At 45.7% G+C, this 20,661-nt stretch carries 19 protein-coding genes, 1 tRNA gene and 2 pseudogenes; 7 read left to right on the top strand and 15 right to left on the bottom strand.

Annotated features, from left to right (window positions below):
* Positions 1-710: 710 nt before the first annotated feature.
* Together ACOCD9_RS15580 and ACOCD9_RS15575 are read left to right on the top strand one after the other, a co-directional pair.
* Complete coding sequence (locus ACOCD9_RS15580; RefSeq protein WP_419547914.1) at positions 711-2,702, top strand: Ig-like domain-containing protein; 1,992 nt, start codon at positions 711-713, stop codon at positions 2,700-2,702.
* Between the two features lie 112 nt (positions 2,703-2,814).
* Positions 2,815-3,195 (top strand): annotated as a pseudogene (locus tag ACOCD9_RS15575) (tail length tape measure protein); the annotation flags it as partial.
* A gap of 350 nt (positions 3,196-3,545) precedes the next feature.
* Here ACOCD9_RS15575 and hpsU read toward each other — a convergent pair.
* The 3 genes from hpsU to ACOCD9_RS15560 all read right to left on the bottom strand — a co-directional run bounded on the left by hpsU (position 3,546) and on the right by ACOCD9_RS15560 (position 5,908).
* On the bottom strand, positions 3,546-4,136 hold the full coding sequence (gene hpsU, locus ACOCD9_RS15570) for a hormogonium polysaccharide biosynthesis acetyltransferase HpsU (RefSeq protein ID WP_016514431.1): 591 nt from the start codon (positions 4,134-4,136) through the stop codon (positions 3,546-3,548).
* A 5-nt stretch (positions 4,137-4,141) separates the two neighbouring features.
* Positions 4,142-5,092, bottom strand: coding sequence for a glycosyltransferase family 2 protein (locus tag ACOCD9_RS15565; protein WP_287702424.1), 951 nt, complete (start codon positions 5,090-5,092; stop codon positions 4,142-4,144).
* A 150-nt stretch (positions 5,093-5,242) separates the two neighbouring features.
* On the bottom strand, positions 5,243-5,908 hold the full coding sequence (locus ACOCD9_RS15560) for an urease accessory protein UreF (protein ID WP_419547913.1): 666 nt from the start codon (positions 5,906-5,908) through the stop codon (positions 5,243-5,245).
* Positions 5,909-6,042: 134 nt separating this feature from the next.
* On the opposite strand from ACOCD9_RS15560, the gene ACOCD9_RS15555 reads away from it, so the two are divergent.
* Positions 6,043-6,654 (top strand): hypothetical protein, encoded by a 612-nt coding sequence (locus ACOCD9_RS15555; RefSeq protein ID WP_419547912.1) that lies wholly within the window; start codon positions 6,043-6,045, stop codon positions 6,652-6,654.
* A gap of 1 nt (position 6,655) precedes the next feature.
* Here ACOCD9_RS15555 and ACOCD9_RS15550 read toward each other — a convergent pair whose 3' ends face one another.
* The gene (locus tag ACOCD9_RS15550) at positions 6,656-7,159 is read right to left on the bottom strand and encodes a MogA/MoaB family molybdenum cofactor biosynthesis protein (RefSeq protein WP_419547911.1); all 504 of its coding nucleotides are present in this window, start codon (positions 7,157-7,159) and stop codon (positions 6,656-6,658) included.
* Between the two features lie 233 nt (positions 7,160-7,392).
* Between ACOCD9_RS15550 and ACOCD9_RS15545 the strand changes: the two genes are divergently transcribed.
* Positions 7,393-8,256 (top strand): RodZ domain-containing protein, encoded by an 864-nt coding sequence (locus ACOCD9_RS15545; protein ID WP_419547910.1) that lies wholly within the window; start codon positions 7,393-7,395, stop codon positions 8,254-8,256.
* Positions 8,257-8,310: 54 nt separating this feature from the next.
* Here ACOCD9_RS15545 and ACOCD9_RS15540 read toward each other — a convergent pair whose 3' ends face one another.
* Together ACOCD9_RS15540 and ACOCD9_RS15535 are read right to left on the bottom strand one after the other, a co-directional pair.
* Positions 8,311-8,823 (bottom strand): dihem cytochrome c family protein, encoded by a 513-nt coding sequence (locus ACOCD9_RS15540; RefSeq protein WP_419547909.1) that lies wholly within the window; start codon positions 8,821-8,823, stop codon positions 8,311-8,313.
* A 619-nt stretch (positions 8,824-9,442) separates the two neighbouring features.
* Positions 9,443-9,745 (bottom strand): annotated as a pseudogene (locus ACOCD9_RS15535) (bluetail domain-containing putative surface protein); the annotation flags it as partial.
* Positions 9,746-9,914: 169 nt separating this feature from the next.
* Between ACOCD9_RS15535 and ACOCD9_RS15530 the strand changes: the two are divergent.
* Positions 9,915-10,121 (top strand): hypothetical protein, encoded by a 207-nt coding sequence (locus tag ACOCD9_RS15530; RefSeq protein WP_419547908.1) that lies wholly within the window; start codon positions 9,915-9,917, stop codon positions 10,119-10,121.
* Here the strand turns inward: ACOCD9_RS15530 and ACOCD9_RS15525 are convergent.
* From ACOCD9_RS15525 to ACOCD9_RS15490, 8 genes are all read right to left on the bottom strand, one after another.
* Complete coding sequence (locus ACOCD9_RS15525) at positions 10,118-10,354, bottom strand: hypothetical protein (protein WP_125730625.1); 237 nt, start codon at positions 10,352-10,354, stop codon at positions 10,118-10,120. The two genes, ACOCD9_RS15530 and ACOCD9_RS15525, sit on opposite strands and share 4 nt — an antisense overlap.
* Before the next feature lie 273 nt (positions 10,355-10,627).
* Positions 10,628-11,845 (bottom strand): ATP phosphoribosyltransferase regulatory subunit, encoded by a 1,218-nt coding sequence (locus ACOCD9_RS15520; protein WP_287702435.1) that lies wholly within the window; start codon positions 11,843-11,845, stop codon positions 10,628-10,630.
* Positions 11,846-11,882: 37 nt separating this feature from the next.
* Positions 11,883-12,824, bottom strand: a complete 942-nt coding sequence (locus ACOCD9_RS15515) for a DnaJ domain-containing protein (protein WP_419547907.1) — start codon at positions 12,822-12,824, stop codon at positions 11,883-11,885.
* Positions 12,825-12,877: 53 nt separating this feature from the next.
* Positions 12,878-13,699, bottom strand: coding sequence for an inositol monophosphatase family protein (locus tag ACOCD9_RS15510; RefSeq protein ID WP_287702439.1), 822 nt, complete (start codon positions 13,697-13,699; stop codon positions 12,878-12,880).
* 14 nt (positions 13,700-13,713) lie between these two features.
* On the bottom strand, positions 13,714-14,082 hold the full coding sequence (locus ACOCD9_RS15505) for a 2Fe-2S iron-sulfur cluster-binding protein (protein WP_287702441.1): 369 nt from the start codon (positions 14,080-14,082) through the stop codon (positions 13,714-13,716).
* 224 nt (positions 14,083-14,306) lie between these two features.
* Positions 14,307-14,789, bottom strand: coding sequence for a hypothetical protein (locus ACOCD9_RS15500; RefSeq protein WP_419547906.1), 483 nt, complete (start codon positions 14,787-14,789; stop codon positions 14,307-14,309).
* A gap of 238 nt (positions 14,790-15,027) precedes the next feature.
* Complete coding sequence (locus ACOCD9_RS15495) at positions 15,028-15,192, bottom strand: hypothetical protein (RefSeq protein WP_419547905.1); 165 nt, start codon at positions 15,190-15,192, stop codon at positions 15,028-15,030.
* On the bottom strand, positions 15,189-16,130 hold the full coding sequence (locus tag ACOCD9_RS15490) for a homogentisate phytyltransferase (RefSeq protein WP_419547904.1): 942 nt from the start codon (positions 16,128-16,130) through the stop codon (positions 15,189-15,191). Before ACOCD9_RS15490 ends, ACOCD9_RS15495 begins: the two co-directional genes overlap by 4 nt.
* Positions 16,131-16,377: 247 nt before the next feature.
* Here ACOCD9_RS15490 and ACOCD9_RS15485 point away from each other — a divergent pair.
* Positions 16,378-16,464 (top strand) — tRNA-Ser (locus ACOCD9_RS15485).
* A gap of 145 nt (positions 16,465-16,609) precedes the next feature.
* Here the strand turns inward: ACOCD9_RS15485 and ACOCD9_RS15480 are convergent.
* Positions 16,610-17,272 (bottom strand): class I SAM-dependent methyltransferase, encoded by a 663-nt coding sequence (locus ACOCD9_RS15480; protein WP_419547903.1) that lies wholly within the window; start codon positions 17,270-17,272, stop codon positions 16,610-16,612.
* Between the two features lie 105 nt (positions 17,273-17,377).
* On the opposite strand from ACOCD9_RS15480, the gene ACOCD9_RS15475 reads away from it, so the two are divergent.
* Positions 17,378-20,491 carry a hybrid sensor histidine kinase/response regulator gene (locus ACOCD9_RS15475; RefSeq protein WP_287702449.1) on the top strand — a complete coding sequence of 1,038 codons (3,114 nt, stop codon included), beginning with the start codon at positions 17,378-17,380 and terminating at the stop codon, positions 20,489-20,491.
* Positions 20,492-20,661 lie beyond the last annotated feature (170 nt).

Raw genomic sequence — 20,661 nt, 5'->3', positions numbered from 1 at the left:
GTAATTCTTGGGCTGCCCATTTCTCCATTTTTTTGCTTACCTCCACCTTGATTCCTTCTTTCAAAACTATACCTATCAATCGTTTCCCCTTTTTTTAAGTTTCTTCTCTTTTTGTTAAGAAAGATCCGACTAATGGATAGCCCCCTTGATAAGGGGGGTGCCGATAGGAGGGGGGATCTGACAACTTTTAACGCCTACCTACTTATCAGTTATCAGTTATCAGATTTGAGTTTTAAGTGTGCAGTATTAAATAGAAGTTTCCTACTGTCTTTTCACTGATTACTGTTTACTGTTCACTGTTTACTGTTCACAGCAAAAAACTCCCCACAGCCTACACCCAGCCTAGACTTTAACCTCGTTGTCACCCTTTCAGGGCGGAGATGCTGATGGTAGTGACGAGCCTGCGTTCTCAGAACCGCAATGTTTTGCAATTTATGACCGAGGAACCCTTCGCGCCTTTGGGAGGAGTAGTAATTCTCCCTTTCTGCTACCCCAGGAGAGTCCTTCCACAGAATCAATGCCACTGGCTGCTTGCCCCCCCCCTAAATGGTTACATACGCTACATAATCTGTTATCATTTAGATACGGTGATTCTTCTGTCCGTTTTGTACCGATAACTCCTGATTGGATAAGCCTTTCCACTTAGAAGATGTACCAGACTGAGCCTGAATCTGCCGTATGTATAGAATTGTTGATTGGGAATCTTTATTATGACATTGCAGGAAGGCACTTACACCTGGGAATACGGCGACACCACCCAGGCTCTCTGGTTCACCGCTTCTTACAACACAGTCACAAATCAATGGACTGTTGATATGAAGAAGGGGTCAATGGACCTCAACGCATTCTGGTGGTCGAATGGCGATAGCAACGCGGATGGGACTATCAGATTGTTATCGAAGGATAACAGTCTCAATATGAATGGGACTGGTATCGTCTGGGATGGGTACGACAAGATTTCCGATACGGGGTTAACGGGAACGGAGCATAATGGCAGCAATCTTCTGACTGCCGGTAATATCTATACTTACAGCTACAGCAAGGACCAAGGGGTAGAGATTGAATCGTTATTGGCTCAGGGTGTTGTAGTCCTTGGTATCCGGGCCACATCCGTCAATGGCACTGGTGGTATCAAGGCGGTAGATGGGCAATTTGTTTTCGTTCCCTACGACAATACCCCACCCACAGTGACAGTCGATATTGTTGATGCTTCGTTGAACGACGCAGACAACAATTCTCTAGTCAGCTTTGAATTCAGCGAAACTGTGAATGGCTTCACAGCCGGTGATGTGAACGTCAGCGGTGGAACCCTGAGCGACTTCACCCAAGTGGATGGCAACAGCTATACGGCCATCTTCACGGCCGACGACGCGGTGGAAACCACCGGCTCGGTGTCCGTAGCAGCGGCCAGCTACAGCGACGTGGCAGGTAACACCGGTGGAGCCGGCTCGGATACGGTGACGATTGATACGCTCAATCCTACCCTCGCAGTCGATATTGTTGATGCTTCGTTGAACGACGCAGACAACAGTTCTCTAGTCACCTTTGAATTCAGCGAAGATGTCACCGGTTTTGACAACAGTGATGTGAACGTCAGCGGTGGAACCCTGAGTGACTTCACCCAGGTGGATGGCAACAGCTATACGGCCATCTTCACGGCCGACGATGCTGTGGAAACCATTGGCTCGGTGTCCGTGGCAGCCGATAGCTACAGTGACGTGGCCGGTAATAATGGTGGAGCCGGCTCGGATACGGTGACGATTGATACGCTCAATCCGACCGTGGGCATCAGCTTTGGCAGCTCACCGCTCACTGGCCAAAACTTTAGTACTACAGTTACCTTCCAGTTCAGCGAAGCCGTAAGCGGTTTCACCGCCAGCGACGTGACCCTGACCAAGGGGGTGCTGAGCAACTTCACTAGCGTTAACGGCGATACCTACACCGCCACCTTCACCGCTACTGACTTCCAGTCGCCAACGGGAACAGTGGCAGTGTCCAACGACTATTTCGATACCCTTGGCAACCAGGGTGTTGCCAATTCGGCCAACATCGCTATGACCGTGGGCGGCGGTCCTGACCCGAATGATGGTCCGTCTGGAGGCGATAGTGTGATTGGCTCAGGTACAATTGGCGCGGATTCCATCACCGGATCAACCGGCAACGACAACCTTAGCGGCCTCGACGGCAACGACACCATCAATGGCGGCGACGGCAATGACACTATCAACGGCGGCACCGGCGCCGACATTATCAGGGGCGGCACCGGCAACGACAACATCATCGGACTCGGCGGCTTTGATCTGATCTACGGCGGATCTGGCAATGATACCATCAATGGTGGTAATGGTAATGACACCATCGTCGGCGGGTTCGGCAACGATTCCCTCACCGGTGGCGGCGGCGACACCTTCCGGTTTCTGAGCATCTACGACCAGCAGGATGTGATCACCGGTTTCAACGACACCATCGTGTTCGATATAACCGGTGCCAGCGCCTTCACAGCCTTGGGTAACGGGGCTTTGGGAACCACAACCTACACAGGTGCAATTGCTGGCGGTTACCTCACCTACAGCGGCGGGGTACTCTCCTACGATGCCGATGGCTCTGCGGGATCAACCTTTAGTCCGTTGGCGATTGTCACGTTGACCGGAACTCTCACCCCCACCCTCTCCGACACCAACGTGCTGTTCCAGGCGCTCTAGCTTAAGCAGGCATTCCCCGCCTTATTTCTCCAGCCCCTGCTGGCCATTATTGCGGGGAATGTTCTTAACTTCTTCTGCTCTGCACCTGCTGGTAATGATTTGGTAGTAAATGTTGATGGATGCAGCGACAAGGGTTAAAGCCTATAAAAGTTTATCTCAAGTGGAGGAGGCATTTCGCTGTTATAAGTCAATTGATTTAAGGGTACGTCCTATCTATCATTATCAGGGTGATAGAATCAAGGCTCATATCTTTTTGTGTATGTTGGCTTATTATGTGGAATGGCATTTAAAACAGTGCTTGGCTCCTTGGTTATTTGAGGATAAAGAAATTGATGATAGTTCTCTGAATGTGATTAAAGCTAGTCGCAGTGAATCCGCTCAATCTAAAGAGAGAAAAAAACCGAATCAAGACAACCTCCCTGTGCATAGTTTTCGGACTTTGTTGGAAGAACTGGGGACAATTTGCTTGCATACAGTAGAATGTACGATTAGATAAGGAAGTTATCGTTTTTCTAAGATATAGTCATTTCAGATAAGTCTGATACACTCTAGACCGACAAAACCCTTATGAACTCTGGGATTGATATTCTCAATCTTAATTGAAATGACTATAACTCGACCGACTGAACTGCAACAATCATGCGTTAGATTTATTAGGGGTTTCCCTAATTTGTACCCAGTAAAGGGGCGGCGGAAATTCTTTTAATCCCTCCTACAGCACAGGTTATGGCCTTTTGTCAACGGGGAAGTTCGGATATATCATTCCAGTCAGACCTTTCTAAAGTAAAGGGATTGGGGAAGATTTAGCTAATCTCAGGATAGACGGTTAAAATGCCTCTTAGCTTAACTGCTATAAGAATTCATCTTTCTATCGTATTGAGGACGACAGGGGCTGCCCCAAGCGACCTTTTGAGCGGGAATATCAGCAAATACGCTGCTTCTTGCCCCAATAACAACATTAGAGCCAATTTTTACCCCCGGAGCCAAAAAACAATCGGCCGCGATCCATGTACCATTACCGATGAGGATGGGAGTGGTTTTTAAGCCAAAAGAGCGATCGCCGGGATCGTGACTGCCAGTGCAAAGATAGCATTTTTGAGAAATCACACAATGACTGCCGATGGTAACGTTATCTAAGCTATAAATCACCACATCATCGCCGATCCAAGTATAATCGCCGATCGCCACTTTCCAAGGATAAGTAACCCTTGCCGTCGGGCGAATTTTCACCCCAAGGCCGATTTTAGCCCCAAATAGCCGCAAAACAGCGCAGCGAAAGCTGTCCATCTGGTGCAAACTGAGGGGGAAAAGAATCCCCTGTACTAACCACCAAAGTAGGATAATTGGATTAGAACGACCGCGATCGAACCAAGATTGATCGTAGGTACGCAGATCTAGCCACGCTTCCTCATCGGTGCGGATTTCTGGGGACATAAAACCTATTTAATCATTTCTGCGGGTTGAGGTTCCGAGGGTTTAATCGGAGGATTAGTATGGGTATTAACGTTTAATTTACCGCCAAATCTCCGTAATTCGTACAATTTAACCCCTATTTGGTATTCGTACTGACTCAAAAGACGACCGTAGATGTAACCAGCTTTGCCATCCAAGAAACCGAGACGGATAAAATAAAAGAGAATAAAGCGCAGTAGCGGTTTAAAGGGCAGTTTTACCCAAATTTTCTTTAAAAAACGTTTTCTCTGCACTGCATCACCGAACAGGTGCGCTCCGATCGTACCACTTTCGTCATTACCCGTGAGAATATTGTAATAAACCCGGGCCTCCCAGTTGGAATAACGATTATGTCTTTCTAACCAATGATAGATATCGCGGAAATCGATGTGCAGCATATCATTTTTGAGATAGCCCACCTTGCCATCGAGGATAACGTGTTCGTGAACTTCGTTATCTCCCGTGTTGGGGATATCTTCCGTGTTTAAATTCTCGTATCTACCCGACTTATGTTTAAATAAGCGCAGATTCCAGTCGGGATACTTGCCACCATAACGGATCCATTGTCCGAGGAAGAAGACACGACGATTGAGATAATAACCGTTATAGTTGGGATCTTGAATCACGGTGGCGATTTCGTCCCATAGTTCGGGGGTGATTCTCTCATCACAATCGACGATTAATACCCATTCGTTGCGAAAAGGCAGATTATCGAGGGACCAGTTTTTCTTTTTCGGCCAACGACCATTAAAATAAAATTGGACTACATTAGCCCCATAGTTGGTAGATAGTTCGATCGAGCGATCGCTACTTTGGGAATCGACGACAAACACTTCATCAGCCCTAGCAACACTCTCTAAACAGGCGGGAAGGTTAGATTCCTCGTTTTTGGCGGGAATCAACACCGAAACGGGAATTTTTTCTGATTGACTAAACATTGGTACACTGTGGCTAGGTAGAGTGTTCGCATCTTTCCTTAAAACCCTTAGTTACTCAGAAAGGGAGAACTAGGACTTAAGATTTTTTTTCAATCATACTATACCTTATCTGCTTTTTTCCGTCATTCTCCTGCTCTTCTCTCTAAATTTCTAACTGCGAAATAGACGACTATACTGGGTTTCGTGGTTCATACTGGCAAAACTTAGCCCCCAACTCCAACTGCTTAGGTTTTCATCGGCTAAACTGATAATATCTGCTGTTGCTGTTAATAAACTGGGCTGTAAACCGATCAGAAGTGCTTGTCCTGGGGTTTGTCCAAGGGGAATTAAACGCAATCCTGCATTGATTAAATTACTTGCCCAACTGTGTAAATAGCCTAAAACCGCCAATTCTTCCCCAATTTGCCAATGACTTGCCCCGATCGCAAAAGCGGTGGCATAATTAGCCTGTTCTGGTAGATTATCTCTGGCCGGTGCTAACTCCCGCAATAGGTTTAACAGCGATCGCCCCATTTGCCAGCTTTGCTGTCTTAATTCGGCCGTTTCCCGCGTTGCCGATAACCAATTATCCCAATAATTAAGTTTTGTAAAATCCTCTTGACAAAAACAACGATATACCCTTATCAAAACAGCCGTTTCTAAGCGAATCGAGCCTTGACAAAGCGATCGCTCTAACCAATCATTTAAGCTGGCACTATTGGAGATAATCCCCTTTTCGACGAGGGTTTCTAGCCCTTCGGAATAACTATAGGCCCCCACGGGTAAAATGGGACTAGCCAATTGTAATAAACGCAAAAGTTCTTTTTGATCGAGCATAGAAAACCGAGAAAATTGTCCTTAACACAATCAGGGAAATGCTTGGCGCTTCGGTATGTAGATCGAGCCTGTAGAAAGCGGCACTCTGTGAATTATACCGTGGTTAATAGCCACAATTATAAACTACTATACTTATGTCCTCACGAGAACAGCATTTTCTAAAAATAAATCTTGTCGTTCTCCTCTTGATTTTAGCTTTGATTGCTGGGGTTGATCGGGCAGAATTACCCTCTAGTCTTTTGTTTTATCCTCCCGCTACTCCCCCAACTCCGATCGCCGGTTTATTAACCCATTCTTTTCAGTTTCTTTGTTGTTTACCTCCGATTGTTTGCCTTTTTAGTTATGATTTATTGTCCCGCAAGACAAGTTTCAATAATTCTTACAATTTTTTACTTTTTTCTGGCATAATAACGGGACTAATTGCCATCAATGAAATCTTCAGAATTCATATCATTCTTCTCTATTTTAATATTCCCAAATTCTTGACTATCTCTGTTTACGGCCTGGCAATTCTGATTTATGGTTTAGTATTTTGGCGGCGAATAAAACAAACTTCTTACCAAATTTTAATCATCGCTTTAGCACTTTTAACTTTTGCGATTACTATCGATCTTCTCCAGATTAATAATCAAGGTTTTGCTAGTCTAAGTGAAGGAATTCCTAAACTGTTAAGCGCAGTGAATCTGGCCAGCTATTTTTGGGATGTATCTTTTCAAGAAATTTCAGACAAGATAAAATCCCAATAAATTACCCATTTATCTGTTTAACCAGATGCAAGATTTCGGGAAGAATCAGTTTTTCTAGGGCTAATTTAACGGCATTAGTGGAACCAGGAAGAGAAAAGACTAATAAGTTTTGATAAACCCCAGCTATTGCCCTCGATGCCATGGCACGGGAGCCAATTTCTTGATAGCTGAGATAACGAAATAATTCGCCAAAACCGGGCAAAGTAATCCTTAATAAAGGTACTAAAGCATCATAGGTGGTGTCTCTGGGAGCAATACCCGTACCCCCATTGAGAATTAAGACTTTTATCTGATTTTGATTGCTAATCTCTGGTAAGATTGCTTGAATTTGTAAGGGTTCATCAGGGATAATTAAGTATAGGCCGATATCATGACCCGATCGAGTTAGTAACTCTTGAATTATTTGGCCACTCCTATCCGTCTCTGGGGTACGAGTATCGCTCACCGTGACTACGGCACAGCTAAGGTGAAGGGGGGTGGTGTCGGGATGGGGAATAAAGGTCATAATTAGCGATCAGATGAGAGTTCGAGAAAAACAAGCATTAAGAACAAATGTATGTATTGGCTGGTCAGTGCAGTCACCCTAGAATAAAAAACTTAACTTTGGCAAATATTGCCGATTTTTGCCAGTTTTTGGCACTTTTTCGCTGGTAATGACGACAAAGTAAAAGGAGCTTCTAGAGAACAGATTATCCCAAAATAACAAAATCGAGATTATCATCTAAGTTGGTATAGATTATGACTGGAATTATGAGTCAACTCAGTCCCCTACAAGCCGAACAAATCAAGGAAATCGGGACTTATTTACGTCAAAAACGAGAAGAAAGCTGCCTGAGCATAGAAGATATCGCCGCCCTGACGATGATTAGATTGCCAATGCTAGAAGCGTTGGAAACGGGGAATTGGGAGAAATTACCAGAATTAATTTATGTCAAGGGATTTATCAAACGCTACGGTGATGCCCTAAAAATTGATGGTAAAGCTTTAGCCGATCGCTTGTCTCCTAGTGCGGAACAATTAGCTCAAGAGGTAACTATCCCCAAAAAACTGCCCACAAAAGCTACCCCCATCCCCAAGGCTGAACCGGCTGCCCCAAAAGCGGAACGAGTGAAACCAGAAAAACCAGCCCCAGAAACTAGCCCCCAACCAGCTAAATCGACCTTTTTCGGGATATATCTCTGGCTAGGCTTGCTGGCGGGTATATTTTGTGGTATTGGCTATCTTTTCCTCCGTCCCCCTCTCTCTAACCCCCCTGCCGTTACTCCCTCTCCTTCCCCCGTGGGTTCCCTCGCACCGGTAGTCTCTCCTGCGCTGGTAGCCTCTCCTTCCCTTTCTCCTCAGCCAAAAGTTCCCCTCTCGGCCCGGGTAACTATTGAACAGGCCGCTTGGGTAAGGGTAATTGCCGATGGCAAAAAAGTCCATGAAGGCAATCTCCAACCCGGGACTAAACAAACTTGGACAGCCCAAAAGAGTTTAAATATTCGATCGGGCAATGCTGGCGCTGTTAAAATCTCTCTTAACGAAAACCCTGCCCAATTAATGGGTAAAGCTGGCCAAATCGGCGAAATCACCCTAACTGCACCTCCTCTCAGTGATCAGTAAACAGTAATCAGTGAACTAAAAACTCACATCTGAAAACTGAAAACTGACTCCTGATTAGGCTGCATCATCCCAGATGGGGGTAAGGGTTTGATAATCGTAGCGGGAAGCGTTGGGATGACAGGTGACACAGGTGGTGTGACCGAGAGGAGTGGGTAAATTGACCCTAGGATGCAAAACCTTTAGATAGCTGGACTGTTCAATTAAGAGGGGAACAAAAGTAGTCTCGGTAAGAGGGCGGGAAGAATAACTGAGATAATCCCAGATAAGACGCTGAGTAATGCCGACAATTGGTTTTAAACGGATACCATAGTGAGAATTAGGATTTTCTAGGATTTTTTTCCAAGTTTGACTCGGTAGGATGCTGGGAGGAATGGCAATATGGCAGGTGGCACAATTTTCTAGATAGGTTTGCTCTCCAATTTGATAACGATTTAGCAATGTATCCGAGGAGGGAGATTGGGCGATCGCTGGTTGTTGAAGTAGCGAAGCCAGTAGAATACCCCCTAGAATACTGAGGAGAAAGAGGATCAGAAAAAAAATCGATTTCACTTGACCGCTGGAAGGCATGACTGGGATGACGAGTAATTGAACACAATTGTGACACTCTCGCCATCACAATGCAAAGCTGTGTGATGGGAGATTCTTGCTTCACAGAAACCTGCTTTTTGAGACGAATCCCAAGGAGTCTTACAGTCTCTCCACAAGTTTAAACTCCTGACTGCCCATCAGTATTTGGGAGCTTCTGGTTTATGTGTGGAAACGAGGTCTATACTGATATTTTCTAGTTTCTTCTGCGGCTCGACTGAGCGTTCGACTGAGCTCACGCCGAAGTCATCGCCGAACGTCAAAATAGCCCTAAAAGTCTTGCTTGATAGGTATTTCACGGTTTCATAAGCAAAAATTAAGTAGGTAGGCGTTAAAAATTATCAGATGCCCCCTTATCAAGGGGGGACTAAGGGGGGATCGGCACCCCCCTTATCAAGGGGGGACTAAGGGGGGATCAGCACCCCCCTTATCACGGGGGGACTAAGGGGGGACTAAGGGGGGATCAGAGGCAAAATCCATTTTTAATTTAATTATAACCAGCTACTTATAACACAAAGTCGAGAAGAGCCTCTTAACTTTTTTTGTATCAAAATTACTTGAACGGGGGCATTAAAAGGGGAGAATTAATCCCCCCATTAATTTAGACAAAGAAACTATTGACCGCAATAGTACCTAGCGCCGGTAAACTACCCGTTAACCCGGTGAGATTAATCACCAAATCATTAGCACTTTGGAAACCCCCCGTACCGTCGTTGATAATTAGGTAAGTAGAAGAACTATTATCCCGCACTAAAACAGCACTGTTAATTCCGAGAGCTTGATTTCCGGCTGTTGCCCCATTAGCATCGGTAAAAACGTTAGTAACAATGCTGTTAATATTGGTCGTGGTGCTATCTGTTGCCCGGGTAAAAGCGAGAGGGGCATTAATTGCCGCACCAAATTGACAAGGCATTACCCGTGCCATTAAGATTAAGCTAAACGGCTTTTACTTCGGATCACCGATATAGACTCCAAAAGGGTTATCGCTATTGGATCATGCAGGTTAAGCGCCGTTTAGCTTACCAGTACCAGTGAGGACGAGATTTTCTACGTTGTCAGAAAGGGTATAGAAAATGGAAACTCGCAGTGAAACACCTCGTGAAACTTGGCTGCAACCGATTGTCGCTCTTCTGGGAGAAGGGGAATTCGCCGAGGCTTATGCTTTGGCTGCATACTTTCCTAACACTCGCAATAGGCAACTCGTACAACTTGCTGCATTGTTGGGACAAAATAAGGTGACAGAAGCCAGCGATCTTTTGGGGGGATTATCTCGTTCTTAGTCACTGATAACTGATAACTGGTAACTGATAACTGAATAGAGTTTGTCAGCGAAACGTTTTTTTGTCTTTGCTGAAGCGGTAATCCGTTTGAGTTCTTTTTCTAGGGATTCGGGAATTTTTGTCCAATCAATTAGTTGGTGAACTTCAGGAAAAAAGAAGTATAAAAACGCTTCAAAATACTCGGTTAATGCTTCTTTCCAGGGTTCATCATAATTGGCGGTTGTTGGGTTCATGGCAAGTCGCTACCAATTGGAAAGTTAGGCACTCATCTAAATCTATTATTCCCCATAAATATCATCAATGCCACTTGTCGTCACAAAACTTCCCATTAGAGCAACCTACATCTACATCTTTGTCCTGTAGGGGCGAAGCATTCGGATAAAAAATCTACGGTTTCACCGATAGGTTATTGCCCGAATGCTTCGCCCGTACTTTTTGCCGCAAACCCTAGATAGAGTCCTATAGCAGCGGGCAGAAGGCAGTATTTTCGCCGCTTTTGCCCCCTTTTAGAGAGATTCTTCCCTCACGGAACCATCTTCTTGCACCCAGGCGAGATTTTTAATCATTCGATCGCGGGCATAGGTGCGAATTTGTGCCTCGCTGCGACCACCTAAATCGATCGCCACCCTCAGATTCGGATCACTGGTGCGAAGGGAGCGAGCCTTACTAAAAGTCGCTATCTGGGCGTTATTACCCAAAGGGATAAGCAACCAGTCGAGGGGTGGAGCTTGACTGGGTAAAGTCTGCCCTGATAATAGACTTTCGTGCAGTTCTTCGATATTTAGGGAAAAACCGATACCCGGAGCCGATTGGCCCTGGGGATGAAAAACGCCCAATAATTGATCATAGCGTCCGCCCTGGCCTAAAATACTGAGATTTTGCTGGTGATCACTAACCGCTTTAAAAACGATGCCGGTGTAGTAATCAAAGGTTTGAATCAGACTTAAATCGAGAATTAGGGGGAAAGGACTAGCGCGATCGGCATTAAGCAGCTCTACTAGGGATTTAAGGTTATTAACGGCTTTTTGGGCTGATTCTTCCTGGGCTAATACGGCCACTTGTGCGAGGACATCCTCAGGATTACCGCGCAGGTGAAATAATTGTCGGGCTTGCTGCCGGAGGGTTTCGTTGGGATAGGGAAGATTTTCGAGGCTAACGTAGTCGAGGAGGGCTAAACAGCGTTTCACCTGTTCGCGTAAGGGATCTGGAAAGGGAGAAAGTAGCGAACGAGTCAAACCCGCTTCTCCTAAAATAATCTGCCAGTTAGGGACGGCCAAACTATCGAAACAGTCAGCCAGGAGCAGTAAAATCTCGGCATCAGCTAGTAAACCGCCAGAAAAGAGCAATTCTACCCCTGCTTGATAGAATTCCACTTGACGACCGTGATAACTGGCGCTAGGGCGACGAAAAACGTTAGCCCGATAACAGAGACGTTGGGGATAGGACTCCCCACTCATGCGGGTGACGGCACTACGGGCAATGGAAGCGGTTAATTCAGGGCGTAATCCCGATAGTCCTTGACTATCCCCGTGGAGTTGGATCACGGTGCTGGGATCGATCGTACCGCCTGCGGTGAGGGTATCGAGCCATTCAATGGTGGAGGTGACGATCCTTTGATAGCCCCAACGCTGAAAGACAGACTGAAGGCGATCATTAATCCAGCCTTTTTGGGTAACTTCTAGGGGTAATAAATCCCTTGTCCCCGCCGGGGGTTGATGAATCATGGGAGTTTGCTAATCAAAATCGGTGGCACTGGTAGTCCTATTTATTCTTTTTACCACCAAATCGAGACCAAAAACCGCCCTTGCGCTCTCCTTCCTCTTTTTGTTCTTTCTGGTCTGGCATTTCAATCTTAGAATTAACTACTTTATCTAGTTCCCGTTTGCACCTAATCACCGTCGCATCTTGGGGGCTGGTTTTCCAGGCCCGGTTGATATGAACCCGGGCCATGGACAGTTGATTTTGTCGCAGGTAGGCTAAACCGATCAGGGCGTGACAGATGCCATTATCCGGTTCTTGCCGCAGGGCATCGCGCAATTCTCGCAAAGCTTGGGCGGGGTTATTTTCGTCAAGAGAGGCTTGGGCGCGGCGAATATAGCCTTCTAGGGGCGATTCTTTGCTTTTAGTCCGAGCTGACGTGGTGACAGCCGCGACCACTAACTCGGACTGGTTAGTATTGCCCTGGGAGATAAAGACTTTCGGGGTGGTTTTCCTGTTGCCCCGACCTTCGGTTAAGATCAGATAAACGAGATTGAGTTCACTGAGTTGGGCGATTTTCTGATAGGTATTTTCCAGGGCGGTATATTGATCGATCGCCAAAGATTGCAGGATTTTTTGATAGGCTAATTCGTAGTTAGCGCTAGATTGGGCTAGTTTTCTAGCTGGTTCACTACTGATGGTGATTTTACTCAAATCTCTCCCCATTGCCTTGCCCATTTGTGCTAAAACAAGGCGAAATTCTTCGCGAGATAGATCGTGGCTCAGATGTTCGTAGGCGGGGTTAACTAATTTTGAAAGTAACTGATTAGCCCGTTTCTTTTCATCGGTGGTGTAAGTGCGACAGGTATCAGGATGGAGTTTATAGGCGATTTTTAAGTAACGCTCGCGAATCTCCTCCTGTTCGGCATCGATCGAGACTCCTAAAATAGCGAAGTGATCGATTAAATCATATTGAAATAATCCCTGGGAAATTGGAAAAATCATAGAGAGTATCCTAACTTTAATCGAAATGATAATCGCAATAAATATTAAAAGAATTAAAACTGAAAGCTCCAAGAGGCCGCTTTTTGCAGAGCTTGGCTTAAGGGGGTGTGAATCTGTCCGTTAGTAGCCACGATTCGCCCCGTTTCTATCAAAAAAGGACTCTCATCGTAGGCGGTAATTTTACCCCCAGCTTCTTCGATCAGAATAACTCCTGCGGCCAGATCCCAGGGATTAATTCCTCGTTCCCAATAACCATCTAAGCGCCCACAGGCCACATCGGTTAAGTCTTTGGCAGCGGAACCGCTGCGGCGTACCCCTTGGGTCAGATGGGTGAGATAACAGAATTCGGCATAATTATTATCGGGGGTTTGACAGCGATCGTAGGCAAAACCCGTCACCAGTAAACTTTTTTCTAGTTCACCGGTCCGGGAGACATGGATAGGACGACGGTTCAGAGTGGACCCAAAACCCTGGGCTGCCCGAAATAGTTCCTTTCTAAAGGGGTTATAGATGACTCCCACTGCTGCTTTCCCTGCGATCAGTAGTCCGATGGAGACGACGGCTACGGGATAACCGTGGGCATAGTTGGTGGTTCCATCGAGAGGATCGATCGCCCAGAGATACTCGCTGTCCGTCCCTGGCCGTTTTCCCGATTCTTCCGCTAAAATCCCGTGTTTGGGAAAGTGACGGCCAATAATTTTGAGAATTTCTCTTTCTGCTCGACGATCTATTTCCGTCACTAAATCGCCCGATCGCCCTTTTTCTTCTATTGTCTCGATTTTGCCCCAATTATCGAGGATAATTGTTCCCGCCGCTAGGGCGGCTTCGGTGGCAATGTCTAGGTATTTTTCTAATTGGCTGCTGGTATCTAGCACGATTAATCCTGAATCTATTCTTCATCTAAGGGTAAACCAAAACGCACTTTCCCACGGGCAAAAAAGCGACCGAATTGCAGTTCATACACTTCATCTTCGTCTTGGGTGGCCACTTCCATATCGCTGCGGGCATAACTAACACAAAGTAAAGCATAACCTCTGGCTTTTAATTCCGGCGATAGTCCGATCGCTTCTGGTTGGTGGATATCTCCCGATAATACCCTGACCGCACAGCTGGTACAAGCTCCATTGCGACAGGAAAAGGGTAATTGATGACCCTGTTTTTCCAGACTGTGCAGTATATAGTTATCATCGGGAACGGTGGTGGTAATTTTTTCGCCCGTCTGACGATTGTTAACGGTGATTTGATAATATTTAGTCATAGTTTAGTTAGGCGGAAATTAAAGCTGTAATTCTAGATAGTTCGGAATTTAGCGGCTATTTTGATCAACCATCCTGATTATATCATCAATAATTGCTCAAATAGTCATCATCTTGACAATTATCCTTGGCAACTGTTAACTTTTCTTGGGTCACTTGCCAATTTTTATGGCTATTGAAAATTCATCTATTTTAATCTAACTACACCGTCGATAATTGAGATTTACTAGGAGCCAATTTGCACAATCGCATCTAATCCTTTCCCGATAATTTTAACTGCTGGGGGACGACTTTTCTGCACGGTCATCAGTAGAAAAAACTCCTCGCTACCCGTGGCTAAAATGCGCTTACCTGTATTAGTTTTCTCGACTTTTAAAGTCACGGGAGTGATAAAAGTTCCCTGCATAGTTGCGCCATTTTGAGTGATAGTAAAACTATTTTTTCCGAGAGTGACATTTCCCTGGGTATTCATCACCCAAGTTTTATTAATAAATTCTGGTTCATCGACTTTACCTAATAATTTATCCATCAAGACGAATAATCCGGGGGAACCAGAGGACAGGCCGTAATCGACGGCAAAAGAGCGAACTAGAGCGAAGCCGAAGGCTTGATTATCTCCTTTAACCCTGATTTTATCGGTTTTTAAGATAATTACTCCCGAACCATCGGGACTAGATTGAAACCCACATTCCGCACCCTCAACTGTCACATAAGCCCTCCCCCTCTAGAGACTTGAGTAAAAAGACTTAGCTGGTGAGGGTTTTCTCGTCGCCCGCTAGGGGGCTATGGAGACCCCTAATTATGAAAAAATAGAAATTGTTGGAAAACTTAGAGGATGTTTGAAAAGGGTCAGAGGGAAGGAGAGAATGAGGCTTTCAGGCATCGATCCCTAAGGACAGAATCATGCTTTCAGCCATCGGGGGGGACTTTCCAAACATCCTCTTAGCTTATTGATAAACGGGTTTATCTTGCCACAGTTTCCAAACGCCATTTTTCAGGGTTAAATGAAGGTTGCCGGTTAATAATTGCGGATCGATGGTTTCCTGACTAGGTGCGCTTGTACCACCTAGCCAAAGTAAGGGAATCGCCGCTAAAAAAGGAGATATTTTCATATTAAACAAGCTAGGGGAAATATCAGGTATTCCAGGAAGAATAATTTCCAAATAAATTGGTAGAATCGGCTGATTTCGCTTTTATCTTCTAAATTTACTCCGCGACTACGCCACCAAAGAAGAAGAAGTAGGAGCAGATGGGCGACAATAGCCAGAGAAGAATTAATTCCGTTTATCCCCAAGAGACCGACGGCAATCATCCCAGCATAACATAGAGAAATTGTCAATAGGGAAATTGTTAAGATTTTTTGAGGGCCGAGCAGCAGGGTAAAAGTGGTAATTTGGTAAATGCGATCGCCTTCTAGGTCAGGAACATCCTTGAAAATAGCGATCGCAACAGTGAAAACGAGAACAAAAGCTGTTAAAACCCAGATCGAGGGATAGATAGACTGATTTTGATTAATAACTGTGTTGTAGTGCAGAAAAAGACCTAAATTGACGATGACACCCCGGACGGTAAAAATACAGAGGGCTGCCCAGAGGGGAAAGCGTTTTAAACGCACTGGTGGCAAGGAATAGGCAGTACCGATGAGTAAACTAATCCCCACAGTGATTAACAGCCAAAAACCACCGATAAAAGCCAGTATAATTGCTAAAATACCAGTAAACCCCACGATCAACTGTCCTGTTAACCGAGAAAATTCGCCCTTGGCGAGGGGAAGCTGGGGTTTATTGATTTTATCGATGTCGATGTCTTCCAACTGATTTAAACCGACGATATAGATATTACCCGCGAGACAAGCGACCCAAGTGAGCAATAAAACCGACCAATGGCTAAAAAAATCGCTAATATTGCCCAAAGCAATTAAATACAGACTTAAAACACTCAAAGAAGTGCCGATAATCGTATGGGGACGGGAAAATTTCCAGAGACTCCCTAACCGGTCAAGAAAGTTAGGCTGGGGATGGTTAACTGGAAGAAAAGGAGCTTGATTCATCAGACCTCTTGCTAAAAATCAAAAATTGTCGTGGTTGGTGAGGGGTCGGTCGTCAGTAGTCGGTAGTCAGGAGAATTGGGAATGAATAATAATCAATTAAATGGTCTATTTACCGATTTTATGCCACTTAATCCTTATTTTTGACGTTTTTAAACCCTCAAAAATCAATTATGCCAGAGGTCTATCAAAAAAAATCAATCCTAGGACAAGTAATCTGTTAAAATGATAATCCAGACTCAAACCCTGTGGAGAGGTGGCAGAGTGGTTGAATGCGGCAGACTCGAAATCTGCTTTAGGGTCACACCTAACGTGGGTTCAAATCCCACCCTCTCCGTTGAACTGATAACTTAGTGCTGTCGTTAACGGTCTTAAGAGATATAGCGTTACTGTGGGTAGTTTCCGACTGGTGACTAGATTTAGACAACAAAAATAGACCCTGATTGTGAAGAGCAAAAGCCTTTCTAATCTCCTTAACTTCTTCACTTTTTCATGGCTAGGGTCAAACCATCCCCAATAGGAATAATACTGATATTGACCCGTTCATCCTGCTGAATTTTGGCATTAAGTGAACGGATAATTGTGGTGCGATTATCGGTGCTATCGGCTGCCGCTACCCGTCCCGACCAAAAAACATTATCGATGGCGATAATTCCGCCGCTTCTGACCAATTGTAACGCGCGTTCGTAGTAGCGATCATAATTACTTTTATCGGCATCGATAAAGACAAAATCAAAACTATTACTTTCTCCCCCGGCGATTAATTGATCTAAAGTCTCCAGGGCCGGGGCAATTCTTAAATCGATTTTATCGGCGACACCGGCCCGCTGCCAATAACGGCGGGCTATACTGGTGTATTCTTCGCTTAGATCACAGGCGATCAGCTGGCCTTGGGGGGGTAAAGCTAAGGCCACCACTAGCGCACTATAACCGGTAAAAACCCCTATTTCTAGGGTTTTTCTCGCCCCGATCGCCTGTACCAAAAAAGCCATAAACTGACCTTGTTCGGGGGCAATCTGCATGACTGCCAGGGGTTGAGAGGCAGTTTCTTGACGTAATTGAGCTAAAATCGGGATTTCTCGCAGACAGATAGATTGATAATAGGGATAAAATTGTCGATCGAGTCCAAGAGTTTGATTGGCCATAAAAAAATTCCTAGTGGATGGAGTTATCGGGTAAAATTCTCGGTAATCTGAAGTAAAGAGAGCGTATTGGTTGACCAAAAAGGAAGACTTGGCAGGAAGCAAATCATGATGAAACCCGACTCGGATCATTTCTTTAACGAAGATCTCGAACAGTTGTTAGAGAGTTTAGAAGACAAAGACACCGACGGTGACGAGAACCTAGACGAACTCAGCTTTTTATTTGAGCAGAGTTCCCCTCCAGCGACGAGGTATGGGGCTTCTCTTGACCAAACCCTGTCTTTCTTGCCCTTAGAACAGGAATTAGAGCAACTTTTTGGCGATAGCATCAATTGGGAAGAAGCCGCCACTAATGATCTTCATTCTACCCGTGGGACCGCTCCCAAGTCAGAACCAGAAGATTGGGATGAGCTAGAATCGCTGCTGTTAGAAAATGCAGCGATCCCAGACTCAGAAGCAATTATAACCATCAGCAACCCAAATTTTTACGACAGCCTCGAAGACTTAGAAGCTTTTCTGGAAAAACCCACTCCACCGGCGCAATCGCCACTGCCAGACATCTTTGAATCCCTAGAGGTCATCCTCTGGGAATCCACAGCAGCGGACCCGGTGGCGGCGGCGGAACCTGTCCAATGGTTAGAATCACCAGAAATTGCCTCAGAAAGCTCCCCAGAGGATGAATTCAAGGATTTAGAAAAACTCCTCGAAGAAACCAATCAGGTGGTGGCAGCGACTCCGGCCCCCAGTGTCAGTCCACCGGTTGGGTTAAATAACCCGCGTCCCCTTGTTGGTAAAGCTTTTGAACAGACGACGCGGGTGCCGATCAAACAATTGGACAACCTCAGCAATCTGATCGGGGAACTGGTGGTTAAACGCAATCGCCTTGAACAGGATCAGGATCGCCTGCGTCTCTTTTTAGATAATTTGCTGAACCAAGTCCAAAATCTCAGCGATGTGGGCAGTCGGATGCAGGATCTCTATGAAAGAAGCCTCCTAGAAGGGGCTTTACTGGCTAGTCGCAACTACGGTGGTGCCATCGGTTACGGTAGAGTTAAGGGAAAAAATCAGGGCAATTCGACTATGACTGGGGAACTAGATGCCCTAGAGATCGACCGTTTTACCGATTTCCACTTATTATCCCAAGAGATGATCGAATTGATCGTGCGAGTGCGAGAATCGGCCTCTGATATTCAATTTGTCGTCGATGAAACCGATCAGGTGACGCGCAGTCTGCGACAGGCTACCACTCAACTACAGGAAGGGATGACCAAATCGCGCATGGTTCCCTTTAGTCAAACTGCCGATCATCTACCCCGGGCAATTCACGATATTTCCCTGAAACTGCAAAAACAAGCCAAATTAAAAGTGGAAGGGGGGGATGTTCTCATCGATCAGATGATCCTCGAAAATCTCAATAGTCCCATGATCCATCTGGTCAACAATGCGATCACCCACGGCATTGAATCACCCCAAGAACGCACGGCCAAAGGCAAACCCGCCCTCGGTAAGATCTCTGTCCGGGCATTCCTACAGGGAAATCAAACCGTGATCACCGTTAGTGATGATGGGGCCGGTATTGATGCTAATCTGGTTAAACTTAAGGCGATCGAAAAAGGCCTGATCAGCGATCGGGAAGCTCAAAACCTCAGTCCCCAAGAAGTCTATGAAATTCTTTTTCGTCCCGGTTTTAGTACCAAAGATCAGGCCGATGATTTTTCCGGTCGTGGGGTGGGTTTAGATGTGGTGCGGACCAGTTTAATCGATGTGCGCGGGACCGTTACTATTGACTCGGTACTGGGCAAAGGAAGCACTTTTACCCTCCGTTTACCCCTAACCCTGAGTATCTGTAAGGCCCTCTGTTGTGTTAGTAATCATGCTCGCATCGGTTTCTCCATGGACGGAGTGGAAGATATGAAGGATTTCCGGGCCAGCGATATCCAAATAGATGGGGAGGGACGGCGCTGCGTTTTCTGGCAAAACACTTTACTACCTTTCCAACCCCTGAGCGATTTGCTTTCCTACAATCGGCAACTTAATCGCGGTAGTTTTTACACTGGCAAGCCGGAGGAAGACTCTTTTTCGATCGTGATCCTGCGCGGTGGTAATCATCTCCTCGCGGTACAGGTGGATCAAGTGATTGGTGAACTGGAAATCGTCATCAAACAGATCGAAGGACCGATTCCGAAAACGGCTGGGATTGCTGGGGCGACGGTTTTAGGGGATGGTACGGTGATGCCCGTCGGCGATGTGTTAGAGTTAATCGACATCGCCAGGGGTCGTCTGCGTATCGATAACGCTGGTCTTTGGCGCCAATCTGTACCGCCTGTAGATGTGGAAACTAGCCAAAAATCCGAGGCTATGGTTCTGATTGTCGATGATTCGATTACTGTTCGGGAATTGCTCTCTTTAAGCTTTAGTAAAGCTGGTTATCGTGTGGAACAGGCCCGGGATGGTCAAGAAGCTTGGGAAAAATTACGCGGTGGTTTGCCCTGTGATATCGTTTTCTGCGATATCGAAATGCCCCGCATGAATGGCCTGGAATTACTGTCTAATTTGCAAAAAGACCCCCGATTAGCGGCGATTCCCGTGGCTTTGTTGACTTCCCGCGGATCTGAACGTCATCGTCAGGTGGCGGCGAAATTAGGGGCTAGTGGTTATTTTACCAAGCCCTACACGGAAAGAGATTTACTCTCGGCAGCTGAAAGAATGATTGCAGGGGAAGTATTACTAGCTAATAGTATTAAAGCGACTCCTAATCAGCTTTCATCCTCCGATACAACGATTATTGATAGTAATCCCGCTCATTTGTTGGCACAATCGAGTCCTCTCGTCTTGATTGTTGATGATTCGTTAATAGTGCGGGAAATGTTAATGATTTCTTTGGTTAAAGCTGGTTATCGCATTGAACAGGCCCAGGACGGTTTAGAAGCATGGGAAAAATTACAGGCCGGATTAGCTTGTGATCTGATTCTCTGCGATATCGAAATGCCTCGCCTGAATGGGTTAGAATTGCTCTCTCGTCTGCAAGAGGATGAACAACTTCAGGGGATACCAGTGGCGATGATTACCTCGCGCGGGACGCAAAAAATGCAGCATCTCGTCGCTGCTAAAGGAGCAAAAGGTTATTTTGTCAAGCCCTGGATTGAGGATGTTTTACTGTCAGCAGCCCAACGTTTAATCGCTGGTGAGGTATTAATCCAGAAAGAAAATTCCGTGGATTAGCTGAGGTTAAGTAGCTGGTTATAATTAAATTAAAAATGGATTTTAGGTTCGATCCCCCCTGCCCCCCTTGATCTATCCATTAGTCACATCTTTCTTAACATAAAATTTGACAAAAAGAGAAAAGTGTGCAAGATGGCTCAAGGAGGTTCTATGGGGGAACTAATTTGATG

Origin of the sequence: Microcystis sp. (assembly GCF_048564745.1) — a bacterium.
In the GTDB taxonomy this organism is placed as follows: Bacteria; Cyanobacteriota; Cyanobacteriia; order Cyanobacteriales; family Microcystaceae; genus Microcystis; species Microcystis ichthyoblabe_A.
Note: the sequence above shows the minus strand (reverse complement) of the source record. Positions and strands in the feature narration are given on the sequence as shown.

Bases quoted from the DNA above. Each gene is read 5' to 3' on its own strand.
- ACOCD9_RS15580 (WP_419547914.1), top strand. From the start codon at position 711: ATGACATTGCAGGAAGGCACTTACACCTGGGAATACGGCGACACCACC.
- hpsU (WP_016514431.1), bottom strand. From the start codon at position 4,136: ATGTCCCCAGAAATCCGCACCGATGAGGAAGCGTGGCTAGATCTGCGT.
- ACOCD9_RS15565 (WP_287702424.1), bottom strand. From the start codon at position 5,092: ATGTTTAGTCAATCAGAAAAAATTCCCGTTTCGGTGTTGATTCCCGCC.
- ACOCD9_RS15560 (WP_419547913.1), bottom strand. From the start codon at position 5,908: ATGCTCGATCAAAAAGAACTTTTGCGTTTATTACAATTGGCTAGTCCC.
- ACOCD9_RS15555 (WP_419547912.1), top strand. From the start codon at position 6,043: ATGTCCTCACGAGAACAGCATTTTCTAAAAATAAATCTTGTCGTTCTC.
- ACOCD9_RS15550 (WP_419547911.1), bottom strand. From the start codon at position 7,159: ATGACCTTTATTCCCCATCCCGACACCACCCCCCTTCACCTTAGCTGT.
- ACOCD9_RS15545 (WP_419547910.1), top strand. From the start codon at position 7,393: ATGACTGGAATTATGAGTCAACTCAGTCCCCTACAAGCCGAACAAATC.
- ACOCD9_RS15540 (WP_419547909.1), bottom strand. From the start codon at position 8,823: ATGCCTTCCAGCGGTCAAGTGAAATCGATTTTTTTTCTGATCCTCTTT.
- ACOCD9_RS15530 (WP_419547908.1), top strand. From the start codon at position 9,915: ATGGAAACTCGCAGTGAAACACCTCGTGAAACTTGGCTGCAACCGATT.
- ACOCD9_RS15525 (WP_125730625.1), bottom strand. From the start codon at position 10,354: ATGAACCCAACAACCGCCAATTATGATGAACCCTGGAAAGAAGCATTA.
- ACOCD9_RS15520 (WP_287702435.1), bottom strand. From the start codon at position 11,845: ATGATTCATCAACCCCCGGCGGGGACAAGGGATTTATTACCCCTAGAA.
- ACOCD9_RS15515 (WP_419547907.1), bottom strand. From the start codon at position 12,824: ATGATTTTTCCAATTTCCCAGGGATTATTTCAATATGATTTAATCGAT.
- ACOCD9_RS15505 (WP_287702441.1), bottom strand. From the start codon at position 14,082: ATGACTAAATATTATCAAATCACCGTTAACAATCGTCAGACGGGCGAA.
- ACOCD9_RS15495 (WP_419547905.1), bottom strand. From the start codon at position 15,192: ATGAAAATATCTCCTTTTTTAGCGGCGATTCCCTTACTTTGGCTAGGT.
- ACOCD9_RS15490 (WP_419547904.1), bottom strand. From the start codon at position 16,130: ATGAATCAAGCTCCTTTTCTTCCAGTTAACCATCCCCAGCCTAACTTT.
- ACOCD9_RS15480 (WP_419547903.1), bottom strand. From the start codon at position 17,272: ATGGCCAATCAAACTCTTGGACTCGATCGACAATTTTATCCCTATTAT.
- ACOCD9_RS15475 (WP_287702449.1), top strand. From the start codon at position 17,378: ATGATGAAACCCGACTCGGATCATTTCTTTAACGAAGATCTCGAACAG.